Genomic DNA, 14,651 nt, shown 5'->3' with positions numbered 1-14,651 from the left:
AAGTGGAATGCCAGTGGAAACGCCTCCGGTTCTGATCGACAGGTTGCAGGACATGATCCATGACTGCCTGAAGGACTATGTCCGGGCGGACGAGCCGCTGGCGATCCTCGACTTTCCGGATATCCGCAATTGCGGCGACTCAGCCATCTGGCTCGGCGAGATGGCCTACCTGAAAGACCGCTACGACAAGCGGCCGGCCTATGTCTCGCGCATGCGCGACTTCTCGGCGGAGGATCTCGAACGGGCCGTCCCGACTGGACCGATCTTCATCCATGGCGGCGGCAATTTCGGCGACCTCTGGATCACGCATCAGGATTTCCGCGAGCGCGTGCTCGAGCAATTCCCCAACCGCCGGATCATCCAGTTTCCGCAATCGATTCACTACAAGTCGCAGGAGCGCCGGGAAAGGAGCGCGCGCATCATCGGCGGGCACAAGAACTTTGTTCTCCTGGTGCGCGACGAGGAATCGAAGGCGTTCGCGGAGAAGCACTTCGATTGCGAGGTGCGGCTTTGCCCAGATATGGCATTCTGCATCGGCGCGCTCGAACCGGAAGCATCCGAGTTTCCGGTGCTGGCGATGTTGAGGGCGGACCTCGAGAAGGCAGGTGACGCGGATCGCTCGGCCTACCCCGACATTCCGATGGAGGACTGGATCACCGAATCTGCGCGGCAGGTGCGCGTCGCCAAGGCGATTGGTGCTGCCTCCGCGCTACTGGCGCTCAAACCGGCAGAGGTGCGGCTGCGCAAGCTGGACGCGGCCGCGCACAATCGCTTCCGGCGAGGCATCCGGCAGATTTCGCGCGGGCGTGCGATCGTCACCGATCGCCTGCACGTCCATATCTGCTCGCTGCTGATCGGTCGGCCGCATGCGGTCCTCGACAACAGCTACGGCAAGATACGGCGGTTCATGGCGGCATTCTCGGGCGGATCCGACCTTTCCTACAAGGCGACCTCGCTCGACGACGGGATCGGCTGGGCGCGGCAGGCAGCCGCTGTCGCCGCCTGATCTTTGGCACGCAGAAGACATTTGCTGAGGTTGAGATGACACTCGTCACCTTCATCATTCCCGTGCGCCACCAGGACAATGCGCGCGACTGGAGCAGGCTCAAGGCGAATCTCGCCCAGACGGTTCGCTCGATATCGAGCCAGACCAACGACGACTGGCGGGGCATCATCGTCGCAAACGAGGGCGCCGATCTGCCAAATCTCCCCGAGCGCTTCAGTGTCGAACGCGTGACCTTTCCGCCAAACGATGCGCATGAGCGCGGTGGGGCGAGCAAGGAGGACTTCTACGACGCCTTCCGCGTCGACAAGGGCCGCCGTGTGCTGAAGGGCATGCTGCGGGCACGCGACAGCCGCTTCTTCATGATCGTCGACGACGACGATTTCGTGAGCGCCCGCCTTGTCCAGCACGTGTCGGAGAACCGAAACGCAAACGGATGGACCATCGACCGCGGCTATGTCTGGGACGACGGCGGCAAGCTCCTGCTCGGCTATGACGACTTTAACCATCTTTGCGGGACGTCATTGATAATCCGGTCGGACCTCTATGGTCTGCCCGACCGTTACGGGGATGCCTCTCCCGACTGGATGAAGTCGATGCTCGGCAGTCATATCCGGATTGCAGACATTCTGGCCGAGCGCGGTACGCCTCTGGCGACGCTGCCGTTTCGCGGCGCCGTCTATCGCGTTGCCCATGCCGGCTCGCACAGCAGGACGCCCGGTATCATGGCCAAGTATTTCCTGAACTGGGGCGCGCTCAAACGACCCAGGCGACTGCTTCGCAATGCCTCACGGCTGCGGCTGGTCGGTGAGGCCGCGAAACGCGAGTTCTTCGGCAAAACCGCTGTTCGCCGGGATACATGATCACCCCGGGCAGGCCAACTTGATGGGAGAGGAGAGGAGCTTCTGGTCGGAGTGGCAGGATTTGAACCTGCGACCCCATCGTCCCGAACGATGTGCGCTACCAGGCTGCGCTACACTCCGTGACCAGACCGCGGGCTTATAGCCGTGGCACTTCGTTCCTGCAAGCGCCAATGGCGGCGCTTCTGTCGCATTTCTTCCGCATTCGCCTTAAGGTCATACAGGTTTCAGTTTCCTGCGCGATAAACACTGCATAAAGGCTCGTGTAATAGGTATCGGCCACCCGCCTCGAAACACCCTGATTCCAGCCGCTTGGAGTTGCTGTCTTGCCCCTGAAGATCGTTAGCGAAGCCCGTCCCAACACCTTCGAGTTTGAAACCTCGGCGCTGATCAAGGCGTCCGGCTTTCGTGAGTATGATGCGCGCTGGTGGTTCGGCCATCCTGGCTCTGCGGAGCCGCCTGAGCTTAACCTGATCGGTGTCCAGGCGCTGGGCATGGGGCTTGGCACGCTGATCCGGCGCCTGGGCGCCGGCCCGGACATCGTGACCGGTCATGATTTCCGCTCCTATTCGCTTGCGATCAAGCTGGCGCTGGTTTCCGGGCTGATGGCCGCCGGCGCGCGAGTTAAGGATATCGGGCTGGCGCTGTCGCCGATGGCCTATTTCGCCCAGTTCGCGCTCGATACGCCGTCCGTGGCCATGGTCACCGCTTCTCACAACGAAAACGGCTGGAGCGGCGTCAAGATGGGGGCGGCGCGCCCCTTGACCTTCGGTCCGGAGGAAATGAGCGAATTGAAGACGATCGTCCTTGCCGGCGACTTCGACCTTGTCGGCGGCGGCTGCTATGACTTCGTTGCGGATTTCCGCAAAACCTATCTGGACGACCTGACCCGGGACAAGCGCATAGCGAGAAAGCTCAAGGTGGTCGCCGCCTGCGGGAACGGCACCGCCGGCGCCTTTGCACCGGAAGCGCTGGAACGGATCGGCTGCGAGGTGATTGCGCTCGATGTCGAGCTCGATCATACGTTTCCGAACTATAATCCAAATCCCGAAGACATGAAGATGCTGCACGCCATCCGCGACAAGGTGCTGGAAACGGGAGCCGACGTCGGGCTTGGCTTCGACGGCGATGGCGACCGCTGCGGCGTGGTCGACAATGAAGGCAACGAGATCTTCGCCGACAAGGTCGGCGTCATGCTCGCCCGCGACATCGCGCGACTGCATCCCGGCTCGACCTTCGTCGTCGACGTCAAGTCGACCGGATTGTTCAACACCGACGCCGCCCTGCGTGCCGATGGCGCCGACACCGACTATTGGAAGACCGGCCACTCCTACATAAAACGGCGAGTGGCCGAGCTCGGCGCCATCGCCGGGTTCGAGAAATCCGGTCATTTCTTCTTCAATCCGCCGATCGGGCGCGGCTATGACGATGGTCTCATCACGGCTATCGCCATCTGCCAGATGCTGGATCGCAGCCCGACCAGCAGCATGGCCGATCTCTATCGCGCCCTGCCGCTGACCTTCGGCACACCGACCATGTCGCCGCACTGCGCCGACGAGCTGAAATACGGCGTGGTCGAGCGAGTCGTTTCCGACTTTCAGGCAATGAAGCAGGATGGCACTGTCTTCGCCGGCCAGAAGATCGCCGATCTGATCACCGTCAATGGCGTTCGCGTCGTTGCCGAGGACGGCACCTGGGGCCTGGTGCGGGCGTCGTCGAACAAGCCAGAGCTGGTCGTGGTGGTAGAGAGCCCGGTGTCGTCCGAGCGGCGCCGGCAGATGTTCGAAGGCGTCGATGCGGTGCTGCGCCGCAGCCCTGAGGTCGGCGCCTACAACCAGACGTTCTAGGTTCTCTCATTTCATCGCGGCGCGAGAAAGGCCACGATGGGGAAGCGGATCACGGGTTTCCGGTTGCAGCTGGTCCGCTCCCCCAGGTTTTCATCGGCCGATGATCTCTACAGGAACTCAGGCAGCGGTATAAGCCCGCTCAAGGGCACGCCAGTCGAACTCCCGCGCCCAGTCGGCAAAACTGTGCCAGCGGACCTCCGGGAAATCTCGGTGTAAAGCCGCGATATCGACGTCATAGCCGACGCGGTCGAACCACTCGAACATCAGCGCCGTATCTTCGCTTTGTTGGCGGGCCACCGCGATTGGAATTGCCTGATAGTTGATGGGGCGGCCGATGGACTGCGAAAGGATCTTGGCCTGGTCTTCGCCGGACAATTCGCTCCCGGCGAAATCGAAGCGCTTGCCGAACACGCGCTCGCGCCGCTCGACCAGGGCGGCAACGAAGGCTCCGATATCGGCAAGTGCGACCAGCTGGAGGACACGTTTGGCAGGCATCGCAAAGGCATGCGTGCCTCGGATGAGCGCGCCGATCGACCACGGCGCGACGATATTCTCCATGAAGGCAACCGGCGCGCTGATCGTATAGGGGATGCCGAGCCCGGCGACATGTTGCTCGACAAGATATTTGCTCTCGAAATGCGGAATGCCGGTGTTCTTGTCGGCGTCGGCAACGGATGAATAGATCAAATGCCCGACGCCGGCAGCCTTCGCCGCGTCGGCGGCAAGGATCCCCTGGCGGGTTTCCTGTGCTATGCCAGCCTCGTAGCTGTTGCCCATCAGGAACATGGTATCGACGTCTTTTGCTGCCTTCACAACGGAGGCCGTATCGCCAAGATCGCTGGCCACGATCTCGACGCCTGCCGACGCCAATTGCCGCGCAGCATCGCTGTCCGGCCTGCGCGTTAGTGCCTTGACGCGGTGCCCACTCGACAGCAAGGCACGCGCAACTGCGCCGCCTTGCTGGCCTGTGGCACCGGTCACCAGAACGCTTCGTTTGGTGGTCATGTGTTTGCTCCTTCTTTTCCGATGGAGCAAAATTAGGGCTTGTCACATTGATGCATAATTGCCTACAATTGGAAAACTTTGTGCCATGCAAGGATACAATGCTCGATCTTAATGATATCGTGGTGTTCGCTCGCGTCGTCGAAGCTGGCAGCTTCACCGCAGCTGCGCGGCTGCTTGCCATGCCCAAGACGACGGTCAGTCGACGCGTTGCCGCGCTTGAGCGTGAGGTTGGGGTTCGCCTGCTGCAGCGCACGACGCGCAGCCTCAACGTGACGGATGCCGGGCGTCTCTATTACGAGCAGAGCAGCCAGGCCCTGCGGACGATCGAGGAAGCAAATCTGCGCCTCGCGGAAGCGAGGGCGGAGCCATCGGGCACAATTCGCATCTCGGCGCCCGTTGGCTTCGGGGGTCATTTCCTCACAGCTGCTGTGGTCGACTTTCTGGCAATGTATCCGAAGACCAAAGTCGAACTTCGCCTGACTGACGACAAGCTCAACCTGGTCGAGGACGGCATAGACCTCGCTTTCCGCACCGGGGTTCTTCAGGATTCGACGCTGATCGCCCGCAAGCTCGGCTCCACGCACAGGCTGCTCTGCGCCAGCCCGGACTATCTCGCAAGGCGCGGGATGCCGGAATGCCTGGCGGATCTCGCACACCACCAGTGCGTCATCGCAGGCCCTTCGACCTCGGGCACCCATTGGGTGCTGGACGGGCCACACGGTCAGGAAACGGTCACGGTGGCCGGGCGCTTCGCCGCTAATGAAATGCAGGCGGTCGTTGCGGCCACGCTCGCAGGCTTCGGCATCGCCCAATTGCCGCACAGCATCGCCGAGCCCCTCATCAATGGAGGGCGGCTGAGCCGCGTTCTCCGGGACTACACGACGCCGGTCGGCGGGCTGCATGTTCTATATCCGAGCAGCCGGCATCTTTCGCCCCTCGTCAAGGCATTCATCGTGCTTGCATCCGACCGGATTTCCAGTCGGGCAAATACAGCGGCTGACCAGCAGTAGCCGCGAGCCTCAATACGGGCTCGCCACATCGCCGATCTCGACATAGACCGACTTCAACTGCGAATAGAGCGCCAGCGCCGCCAGCGAATTTTCGCGGCCGATACCGGACTGCTTGAAGCCGCCGAACGGGATCTCGACGGGGGTCAGATTGTAGGCGTTGATCCAGCAGGTGCCAGCCTGCAGCTCGGCGATGACGCGGTGGGCGCGTCGCAAGTCGCGCGTGAACACGCCGGCGGCAAGGCCGAATTCGGTGTCGTTGGCGCGATCGATCACCTCGTCCTCATCGTCGAATTTCAGCACGCTCATCACAGGCCCGAAAATCTCCTCGCGGGCGATGCGCATCGTGTCGGTGACGCCGGTGAAGACCGTCGGCTCGACGAAGAAGCCGCCTTGGAAACCCTGCAGCGAGGGCACGTTGCCGCCGCAGGCGAGCACGGCGCCATCCTGCTTGCCGGCTTCGATATAGCCGATGACCTTTTCATGCTGGTCCTTGGAGACAAGCGGCCCCATCTGCGTCTCCTGGTCGAGCGGATCACCGATACGGATCTTCTTGGTCCGCTCGACTAGCCGTTCGACGAAACGGTCGTGGATACCCTTCTGCACGAAGACCCGCGTGCCGTTGGAGCAGATCTGGCCGGTCGAATAGAAATTGCCGAGCATGGCGCCGCCAATGGCGTTTTCGAGATCGGCGTCGTCGAAGACTATCAGCGGCGACTTGCCGCCGAGCTCCATGGTGGCATGCTTCATCTTCGAACCGGCGAGCGACAGCACCTTGCGGCCGGTCGGCACCGAACCGGTCACCGAGACCTTGGCGACGACATCGTGCCCGACGAGGCCGGCGCCGACATCGCCGTAGCCTTGCACGACATTGAACAGCCCGTCGGGCAGCCCAGCTTCGGTATAGATTTCGGCGAGCGCCAGCGCCGACAGCGGCGTGTTCTCCGACGGCTTGAACACCATGGCGTTGCCCATGGCGAGCGCGGGTGCCGATTTCCAGCCGGCGATCTGGATCGGGTAGTTCCAGGCGCCGATACCGACGCAGACGCCGAGGGCCTCGCGCCTTGTATAGGCAAAGGGTCCGCCGAGATCGAAGGACTCGCCATTATAGGCAGCGACCGCGCCGCCGAAATATTCGAGGCAGTCGGCTGCCGATGGCGCATCCGCCACCAGAGTCTCCTGGATTGCCTTACCGGTATCCAGCGTCTCGATGCGCGCCAGGTCGGCGTTGCGCGCACGCAATATGTCGGCAGCGCGGCGCAGGATGCGCCCGCGCTCGACCGGCTTCAGCCGCGCCCAGGCCGGTTGTGCTGCACGCGCTGCTTCGATCGCGAGTTCCAGCACGTTCGGCGTCGCCGAACGCAGCATCGCGATGGTCTCGCCGGTTGCCGGATAGATCACCGGCAGCGGCACACCTTGCTCGTCGTCGATGTAGCGTCCGTTGACATAGTGCGATGCCTTTGGCTGGGCGCGCATGAGAGTTTCTCCAAATTGTCTTTCGCCGGGGGCCGGCGGGCAGACAGTCCGCCGGATCATCGCCTATCTATCCGACACCTGCCAGCGCGGATTGATCCATGGTTCCTGGTTGGACGGCGCCTGCGGCGTGCGGCCAAGAATGTGGTCGGCGGCCTTCTCGCCGGTCATGATTGACGGTGCGTTGAGATTGCCGTTGGTGACGCGCGGGAAGATCGAGGAATCGGCGACCCGCAGCGCCTCGACGCCGATGACACGGCATTCCGGATCGACGACGCTCATCGGATCATCCTTGCGGCCCATCTTGCAGGTGCCGCAAGGGTGATAGGCGCTTTCGGCGTGATCGCGGATAAAGGCGTCGAGATCGTCGTCTGACTGAACGTGCGAGCCCGGCGAGATCTCTTTGCCGCGATAAGGGTCGAATGCCGACTGGCCGAAGATCTCGCGCGTCAGCCGGATGCAGTGGCGGAACTCGGTCCAGTCGTCCGGATGCGACATGTAGTTGAAGCGGATCACCGGCTTCGACTTGGGATCTGGCGAGCGCAGCGTGACAGAACCGCGCGACTTCGATCGCATTGGCCCGACATGCGCCTGGAAACCGTGCGCCTTCGCCGCCGCCCTGCCGTCGTAGCGGACCGCCGCCGGGATGAAATGATACTGGATATCGGGATAGTCGACGCCGGCGCGCGAGCGCACGAAGGCGGCCGCCTCGAAATGGTTGGTTGCGCCGAGACCCGACTTGAAGAACAGCCATTGCGCGCCGATCATTGCCTTGGAGAAGGGATTCAGCACCGAATTCAGCGTGATCGGCTGCGTCGATTCCTGCTGGATGTAGAGCTCCATATGGTCCTGCAGGTTGCGACCGACGCCGGGCCGGTCGGCGATTACCTGAATGCCGTATTCCCTGAGATGTTCGGCCGGGCCGATGCCGGACAGCATCAGGATCTTGGGCGAATTGATCGAGGAGGCGGCAACGATCACTTCACGTCGCGCCTTGACCACCTGAATCCGTTTGCGCGTTTCGATCTCGACTCCGGTGGCGCGTTGATTCTCGACGATCACCCGCCGTGCGAAACCCTTGACCAGGCTAACGTTTTTCCGCCTGAGCGCCGGCCTGAGATAGGCGCTCGCCGCCGACCAGCGGCGGCCGCCGCGGATGGTCTGTTCCATCGGCCCAAAGCCTTCCTGCTTCGCGCCGTTGTAATCGTCGGTCAGCTCGAAGCCGGCCTGACGGCCTGCCTCGACGAAGGCGCCGTAGAGTGGATTCGTCCTTGAGCCGCGCTGCACGGTCAGCGGGCCGCCGTGGCCGCGCCAGCCATTCTCACCGCCGTTGGCGTCCTCCATGCGCTTGAAGTAGGGGAGCACGTCGGCAAACCCCCAGCCGGCCGCGCCCTGTTCGGCCCAGTGGTCGAAGTCGCGGGCGTGGCCGCGCACATAGACCATGCCGTTGATCGAGGACGAGCCGCCGATGACCTTGCCGCGCGGCGTCGCCAGGACGCGGCCGCCGAGATGCGGCTCCGGCTCGCTGGCAAAACCCCAGTCGTAGAGGCTCATGTTGAGCGGGATCGACAGCGCCGACGGCATTTGGATCAGCGGCCCGATGTCGCTGCCGCCAAATTCGATGACGATCACCGAATATTTGCCGTCTTCCGACAGCCGGTAGGCCATGGCCGAGCCGGCCGAGCCGGCGCCGATGATGACGAAATCCGCCTCAAGCATGGTTCATATGCGCCATGAAATCGGTGAGCGAGACATTGCCGCCGGTTGCCACCACGAGCACCGTCTTGCCGCTCACATCCACCTTGCCGCCGAGCAGCGCCGCCAGCGATGCAGCGCCCGAAGGTTCCAGCACCAGCTTCATCCGCTCGAAGGCGATCCGCATCGCACAGCGCACCGATTGGTCGTCGACGGTGATGCCGCGAACGCCCGCGGTCCTGACCGCTGCGAACGGCGCGTCGCCGGGCTTTCGCGCCATCAGCCCGTCGCAGATCGATTTCGGCCCGATCGGCATGGCCTCGATGGCGCCATTCGCCAGCGACGCGCCCATGCCGTTGAAACCTTCCGGCTCGACGCCGATGATCTCAGTCGCCGGGGACAGATAGTGGAAAGCCAGCGAAACGCCGCCGATCAGCCCGCCGCCGCCGACCGCGCAGAACAGCAGATCGGCGCTGGCATTCCTGGCATCGAGTTGCTCGAGCGCCTCCAGCCCCGCACCAGCCTGGCCGGCGACGATCTCGGGGTCGTCGAACGGATGCAGCAGCGCCAGCCCCTCGGTCTCGGCGATCTCGCGCGCCTTGGCGGCGGCAACCTCCTCACGCGCGCGTTCGCCATGGTCGGTCAGCACCACGCGCGCGCCATAGCCGGCCGTTGCGTCGCGCTTGGCGGCCGGCGCGTCGATCGGCATGACGATGGTAACCGGAATGCCCAGCGCCTGGCCGGCGGCGGCCAGTCCTTGTGCGAAATTGCCGGAGGAATAGGCGACGACGCCCTTCCTGGCTTCATCGGGCGACAGCCGCTTCAGCCGCCAATAGGCGCCGCGCACCTTGAACGATCCCGCCCATTGGAGCGATTCCGGCTTGACGAAAACATGGGCAGCTCCGGTCTCCCTGGCGAGCGCCGCCGATTCCAGCAATGGCGTGACCTGCGTCGCCTTGGCGGTGACGGCATAGGCCTGCCTGAGATGATCTAGGGAGGGCACAAGGGGTGTCATCATTCGCCTCGCGGATACCTTTTGCTCTCTTCGAGATTGTCGAGGTTCATATGATTGCGCATGTAGCGCTCAGATGCCTTCTGCAGCGGCTGGAAATCCCAGGGGTAATGGGTGCCGTTGCGCAGCGCCGGATAGACCACCCAGCGGCGCGCCTGGCTGGTCCGGACGGCGGCGTCGAAAGCGGCCATGTCCCAGCGCGCCTGGACCTTTTCGGTGAAAGCAGCCAGTAAGGGGGCATGAGCCGGGTCGGCGGCGAGATTGGTCAATTCCCGCGGATCCGAGTCAAGATCAAACAGTTGCGGCGGATCGATCTCGCAATGGATGAATTTGTATCGGTCGTCGCGGATCGCCACCATCGGCGCGTTGGAGCCTTCGGCCGCATATTCCATCAGCACGGGTGCGGTGCGCGTCTTGCTGTCGAGCAGCGGCAGCAGCGACTGGCCGTCGGTCCATGGCGCAATCGCGCTCATGTCGATGCCGGCGAGGTCGCAAAGCGTCGGGGTGACGTCGAGATTGGAGACTGGGGCCTTGATCAGTCCTGCTGGTACGCCCTTGCCGGCGATCATCAGCGGCACCCGCGCCGAGCCCTCGAAAAAGCACATCTTGAACCACAGGCCGCGCTCGCCGACCATGTCGCCGTGATCCGAGCAGAACAGGATGATGGTATCGTCGAGCATGCGTGTTCGCTTGAGAACATCCAGAAGCTCGCCGAGCTTGTCGTCGACATAGGAGATGTTGGCGAAATAGCCGCGCCGCGCGCGGCGGATCTGCTCCGGCGTGATCTTGAAGCTGTCATAGTCGCTGGCCCGGTAGAGCCGCTGCGAATGCGGATCCTGCTTGTCGTAGTGAATGAAGCCCACCTTGGGCTCAAGCGCCGGGCAGTCCTCGTAGAGATCCCAATAGCGCCGCCGGGCGACATAGGGGTCGTGCGGATGGGTGAAGGAAACGGTCAGGCACCATGGCCGGCGCGAAGCGTCGTCGGAGACGCGGGCGAAATCATAAAGCTTCTGCACCCCATGGAAGGCAACCTCGTCGTCATACTCCATCTGGTTGGTGATCTCGGCGACGCCGGCGCCGGCCACCGAGCCGAGATTATGATACCACCAGTCGATCCGCTCGCCGGGCTTGCGATAATCCGGCGTCCAACCGAAATCGGCCGGATAGATGTCGGTGGTCAGCCGTTCCTCAAAGCCATGCAACTGGTCCGGCCCGACGAAATGCATCTTGCCCGACAGGCAGGTGTAGTAACCGGCTGCCCGCAGGTGATGGGCGAAGGTCGGGATCGACGAGACGAATTCGGCGGCATTGTCGTAGACTCCGGTGCGCGATGGTAACTGCCCGCTCATGAACGAGGCGCGGCCCGGCGCGCAGAGCGGCGAGGCGGTGTAGTTGTTGGCAAAGCGTGCCGAGCGGGCGGCCAATGCCTTCAAATGCGGCACGTGCAGGAAGTCCGCCGGCCCATCCGGGAACAATGTGCCGTTGAGCTGATCGACCATGACGATCAGGAAATTGGGTCGCTTGGACGTCACTGTGCGCTCCGCCGGCTGAGTTTCGTTTCGAGATAGTCCTCGATCAGTGCGATCGCGGTCACGGCATTGGGCACGCCGTCCTTCAGCGCGCGCCTGATATAGAGCCCGTCGATCAGCGCCGCTGTCGCCTCGGCGACCCGGTCGGCTTCGCTTCTCGGCAGGATGCCGGTCAGCCCGCTCAACAGATTGGAATGCAGGCGCCGCGCATAGACCTTGAGCAGCCGGCGCAGCGCTGACGATTTCTGCGCTTCCACATAGAAGGCGAGCCAGGCGGCGATCGTTTCCGGGCGGAACTGGACGTCAGAGAAATTGACGGCGACCACCGCCGAAACGCGCTCGCGCGCCGTGCTGGCCGATCGAAGCGCGCGCCGCATATCGGCGGTCAGCTCCGCCAGGATGTGCCGCATCGTCGCCAGCAAAAGTTCGTCCTTGGCGCCGAAATAATGATGCGCAAGCGCCGAGGACACGCCGGCGCGTCCGGCGATTTCCGACATGGTCACATCAAGCGAGCCGCGCTCGCCGATCGCCGAGATCGTCGCGTCGATGAGCGCCTTGCGGCGCAACGGCTCCATTCCAATTTTCGGCATTCTTGCTCCGGCCTGTGGCGACAAGGTTATTTTTTATTGACGGATCAATCAACAAAAATCCCGGGCTGAATTGGTGGCAAAAGTCAGGTGCCGTGACCAGATATCAAGATCAAGCGATTGTGTGGTTCTGGCCCCTTCACGAAGTCGCAGGAATGGTTCATGCTTGAACAATGCTTTGGCGCGCCGCGACGTCGCGTAGCCCGGCCCGCAAGATGGAGATAGCTATGACAGCATGCATCGTCGGCTGGGCGCATTCGCGCTTCGGCAAGCTCGAAGGCGAGACGCTGGAGGGCCTGATCACCAAGGTGGCTAGCGAGGCGCTCGATCATGCCGGCATCGGTCCGGACGAGGTCGACGAGATCGTGCTTGGCCACTTCAACGCCGGCTTTTCCGCACAGGATTTCACCGCAAGCCTGATCCTGCAGGCCGACGACCGGCTGCGTTTCAAGCCGGCGACGCGCGTCGAGAACGCCTGCGCCACCGGCTCGGCGGCGGTCAGGCAAGGCATCCGCGCCATCGACGCCAATGCCGCTCGTATCGTGCTGGTGGTCGGCGCCGAGCAGATGACGACGACATCAGGCGCAGAAATCGGCAAGAACCTTCTCAAGGCTTCATATCTGCCCGAGGAGGGCGACACGCCGGCAGGCTTCGCCGGCGTTTTCGGCAAGATCGCCCAAGCCTATTTCCAACGCTATGGCGACCAGTCGGACGCGCTGGCGATGATCGCCGCCAAGAACCACAAGAACGGCGTCGACAATCCCTATGCGCAGCTGCGCAAGGATTTCGGCTATGAGTTCTGCCGGCACGAGAGTGAGAAGAACCCCTTCGTCGCTGGCCCTCTGAAACGCACCGATTGCTCGCTGGTTTCGGACGGCGCCGCAGCTCTGGTCCTTGCCGACACGGCGACGGCGTTGAAGATGCGCCGCGCCGTTGCCTTCCGCGCCAACGAGCATGTGCAGGATTTCCTGCCGATGTCGAAGCGCGACATCCTGGCGTTCGAAGGCTGCGAGCATGCATGGAACCAGGCGCTGAAGAAGGCCGGTGTGACGCTCGATGATCTATCTTTCGTCGAGACGCATGACTGTTTCACCATCGCAGAGCTGATCGAGTATGAGGCGATGGGCCTGGCGAAACCGGGCGAGGGCGCAAAATTGGCGCTGGACGGCGAGACGGCGAAGGACGGCCGCCTGCCGGTCAATCCGTCCGGCGGGCTGAAGGCCAAGGGGCATCCGATCGGTGCCACCGGCGTCTCGATGCACGTGCTGAGCGCCATGCAGCTCGTCGGCGAAGCCGGCGGCATCCAGGTGCCGGGGGCCAAGCTCGGCGGCATCTTCAATATGGGCGGTGCCGCGGTCGCCAACTACGTTTCCATTCTCGATCGGATCAGATAAAAGCGGCCCGCCTTACAGCGCCGCGCGCCCTTCCGGCGCGCAAAGGACGCTGTAACACTTTGATTTACGCATGATCCTTTCGAAAATCGATTCCGATTTTCGAGGTCATGCGCTAGAGCATTTTGCAGCCAAAAAGTGGAATCGCTTGGCGTCGCAGAAATGCGGCTAAACAAAGAGATAGAGCGGGATGCCAAAGTTCCATCGAACGCATCCCGCTCTAGCGGGGAATTCATGACAAATCCGGTTCTGGTCGAAGTTTTGCGCGGCGCCGTGGTCGAGAGCGCGCATCGTGGCGCTATTGCGGTCTTCGAGGCCGACGGAAAGCCGGTCTGGGAAATCGGCGATACGGCTCGCCCGGTGTTTCCGCGCTCGGCGGTCAAGGCGATCCAGGCGCTGCCGCTGGTCGAAAGCGGCGCGGCCGATGCGTACGGTTTCGGCAACCGCGAATTGGCGCTTGCCTGCGCTTCGCATTCCGGCGAGCCGGCGCATGTCGAACTTGCGTGGGCGATGCTGGCGAAGGCCGGGCTGGACGAGACCGCGCTGGAATGCGGCGCCCATTGGCCGTCCAGCCATGCGGCGACAGTTGCGCTCGCCCGTGCCGGCAAGGCGCCAAACGCACTGCACAACAATTGTTCTGGCAAGCATGCGGGCTTTCTCTGCACCTGCGTCCACGCCGGCATCGCCCATCGCGGCTATGTCAAATCAGGCCATGCCTCGCAGGAGATGGTACGCGACGCAATGCGAGCGGTGACAGGTGCTGCCCATGATTTCGATCATTGCGGCACTGACGGCTGCTCGATCCCGACCTATGCCGTGCCGCTACGCAGCTTCGCGCTCGGCTTTGCCCGCATGGCGACCGGTGTCGGCTTTGAACCCGTGCGCGCCAAGGCCGCAAAGCGGCTGCTTTCCGCCTGCATGGCCGAGCCCTTTCTGGTCGCCGGCACAGGCAGGGCTGATGTTGCACTGATGGAGGCCGCACCCGACAGGATTTTTGTGAAGGGAGGGGCTGAAGGCGTCTATTGCGCGGCACTTCCGGAGCTTGGCCTTGGCATTGCTCTCAAATGCGATGATGGCGCTGGCCGCGCCGCTGAAGTCATGGTCGCGGCATGCATTGCCAGGCTTTTGCACGCCGACAAGGCGCTGGCGGCGAAACTGATCGAACAGGCACATCCGCCCATCGAAAGCCGGATCGGCGCCAAAGTCGGCGCACTCCGCCCCACCGCCGCATTGAGCTGAGAA

The 14,651-nt window shown here is 63.1% G+C and carries 12 protein-coding genes and 1 tRNA gene; 6 read left to right on the top strand and 7 right to left on the bottom strand.

Going from position 1 to position 14,651, the window contains the following annotated elements:
* The first annotated feature begins 7 nt into the window (after positions 1-7).
* Positions 8-1,006, top strand: coding sequence for a polysaccharide pyruvyl transferase family protein (locus A9K68_RS23330; RefSeq protein ID WP_065010394.1), 999 nt, complete (start codon positions 8-10; stop codon positions 1,004-1,006).
* Positions 1,007-1,041: 35 nt separating this feature from the next.
* The gene (locus tag A9K68_RS23325) at positions 1,042-1,866 is read left to right on the top strand and encodes a galactosyl transferase (protein ID WP_065010395.1); all 825 of its coding nucleotides are present in this window, start codon (positions 1,042-1,044) and stop codon (positions 1,864-1,866) included.
* A gap of 43 nt (positions 1,867-1,909) precedes the next feature.
* Here A9K68_RS23325 and A9K68_RS23320 read toward each other — a convergent pair.
* Positions 1,910-1,986, bottom strand: a tRNA-Pro gene (locus A9K68_RS23320).
* Between the two features lie 203 nt (positions 1,987-2,189).
* On the opposite strand from A9K68_RS23320, the gene A9K68_RS23315 reads away from it, so the two are divergent.
* Positions 2,190-3,710, top strand: a complete 1,521-nt coding sequence (locus tag A9K68_RS23315) for a phosphomannomutase/phosphoglucomutase (RefSeq protein WP_065010396.1) — start codon at positions 2,190-2,192, stop codon at positions 3,708-3,710.
* Between the two features lie 117 nt (positions 3,711-3,827).
* Here the strand turns inward: A9K68_RS23315 and A9K68_RS23310 are convergent, their stop codons facing one another.
* Positions 3,828-4,715, bottom strand: coding sequence for an NmrA/HSCARG family protein (locus A9K68_RS23310; RefSeq protein WP_065010397.1), 888 nt, complete (start codon positions 4,713-4,715; stop codon positions 3,828-3,830).
* 98 nt (positions 4,716-4,813) lie between these two features.
* Here A9K68_RS23310 and A9K68_RS23305 point away from each other — a divergent pair, with 98 nt between their 5' ends.
* A complete protein-coding gene (locus A9K68_RS23305; protein WP_065010398.1) occupies positions 4,814-5,725 on the top strand; it encodes a LysR family transcriptional regulator in 912 nt (303 codons plus the stop codon).
* A gap of 9 nt (positions 5,726-5,734) precedes the next feature.
* Here the strand turns inward: A9K68_RS23305 and betB are convergent, their stop codons facing one another.
* The 5 genes from betB to betI all read right to left on the bottom strand — a co-directional run bounded on the left by betB (position 5,735) and on the right by betI (position 12,021).
* The gene (gene betB, locus A9K68_RS23300) at positions 5,735-7,198 is read right to left on the bottom strand and encodes a betaine-aldehyde dehydrogenase (protein ID WP_065010399.1); all 1,464 of its coding nucleotides are present in this window, start codon (positions 7,196-7,198) and stop codon (positions 5,735-5,737) included.
* A 63-nt stretch (positions 7,199-7,261) separates the two neighbouring features.
* Positions 7,262-8,914, bottom strand: coding sequence for a choline dehydrogenase (gene betA, locus A9K68_RS23295; RefSeq protein WP_065010400.1), 1,653 nt, complete (start codon positions 8,912-8,914; stop codon positions 7,262-7,264).
* Complete coding sequence (locus tag A9K68_RS23290; protein WP_065010401.1) at positions 8,907-9,908, bottom strand: threonine/serine dehydratase; 1,002 nt, start codon at positions 9,906-9,908, stop codon at positions 8,907-8,909. Before A9K68_RS23290 ends, betA begins: the two co-directional genes overlap by 8 nt.
* Positions 9,905-11,434: a choline-sulfatase gene (betC, locus tag A9K68_RS23285; protein WP_065010402.1), complete on the bottom strand. Its 1,530-nt coding sequence runs from the start codon at positions 11,432-11,434 to the stop codon at positions 9,905-9,907. The genes A9K68_RS23290 and betC overlap by 4 nt, the downstream gene beginning before the upstream one ends.
* Positions 11,431-12,021: a transcriptional regulator BetI gene (gene betI / locus A9K68_RS23280; protein WP_065010403.1), complete on the bottom strand. Its 591-nt coding sequence runs from the start codon at positions 12,019-12,021 to the stop codon at positions 11,431-11,433. The genes betC and betI overlap by 4 nt, the downstream gene beginning before the upstream one ends.
* A 224-nt stretch (positions 12,022-12,245) precedes the next feature.
* On the opposite strand from betI, the gene A9K68_RS23275 reads away from it, so the two are divergent.
* Together A9K68_RS23275 and A9K68_RS23270 are read left to right on the top strand one after the other, a co-directional pair.
* Entirely contained in the window at positions 12,246-13,412 is a 1,167-nt protein-coding gene (locus A9K68_RS23275; protein WP_065010475.1) for an acetyl-CoA acetyltransferase, read from the top strand.
* Positions 13,413-13,643: 231 nt separating this feature from the next.
* Positions 13,644-14,648: an asparaginase gene (locus A9K68_RS23270; RefSeq protein WP_065010476.1), complete on the top strand. Its 1,005-nt coding sequence runs from the start codon at positions 13,644-13,646 to the stop codon at positions 14,646-14,648.
* The last annotated feature ends 3 nt before the right edge of the window (positions 14,649-14,651 follow it).

Origin of the sequence: Mesorhizobium sp. AA22, assembly GCF_001672375.2 — a bacterium.
Lineage (GTDB): Bacteria > Pseudomonadota > Alphaproteobacteria > Rhizobiales > Rhizobiaceae > Mesorhizobium > Mesorhizobium wenxiniae.
This window is presented reverse-complemented; position numbering and strand designations above follow the sequence as displayed.

Bases quoted from the DNA above. Each gene is read 5' to 3' on its own strand.
- A9K68_RS23270 (WP_065010476.1), top strand. From the start codon at position 13,644: ATGACAAATCCGGTTCTGGTCGAAGTTTTGCGCGGCGCCGTGGTCGAG.
- betI (WP_065010403.1), bottom strand. From the start codon at position 12,021: ATGCCGAAAATTGGAATGGAGCCGTTGCGCCGCAAGGCGCTCATCGAC.
- betA (WP_065010400.1), bottom strand. From the start codon at position 8,914: ATGCTTGAGGCGGATTTCGTCATCATCGGCGCCGGCTCGGCCGGCTCG.
- A9K68_RS23310 (WP_065010397.1), bottom strand. From the start codon at position 4,715: ATGACCACCAAACGAAGCGTTCTGGTGACCGGTGCCACAGGCCAGCAA.
- A9K68_RS23305 (WP_065010398.1), top strand. From the start codon at position 4,814: ATGCTCGATCTTAATGATATCGTGGTGTTCGCTCGCGTCGTCGAAGCT.
- A9K68_RS23290 (WP_065010401.1), bottom strand. From the start codon at position 9,908: ATGATGACACCCCTTGTGCCCTCCCTAGATCATCTCAGGCAGGCCTAT.
- A9K68_RS23330 (WP_065010394.1), top strand. From the start codon at position 8: ATGCCAGTGGAAACGCCTCCGGTTCTGATCGACAGGTTGCAGGACATG.
- A9K68_RS23325 (WP_065010395.1), top strand. From the start codon at position 1,042: ATGACACTCGTCACCTTCATCATTCCCGTGCGCCACCAGGACAATGCG.
- A9K68_RS23275 (WP_065010475.1), top strand. From the start codon at position 12,246: ATGACAGCATGCATCGTCGGCTGGGCGCATTCGCGCTTCGGCAAGCTC.
- betB (WP_065010399.1), bottom strand. From the start codon at position 7,198: ATGCGCGCCCAGCCAAAGGCATCGCACTATGTCAACGGACGCTACATC.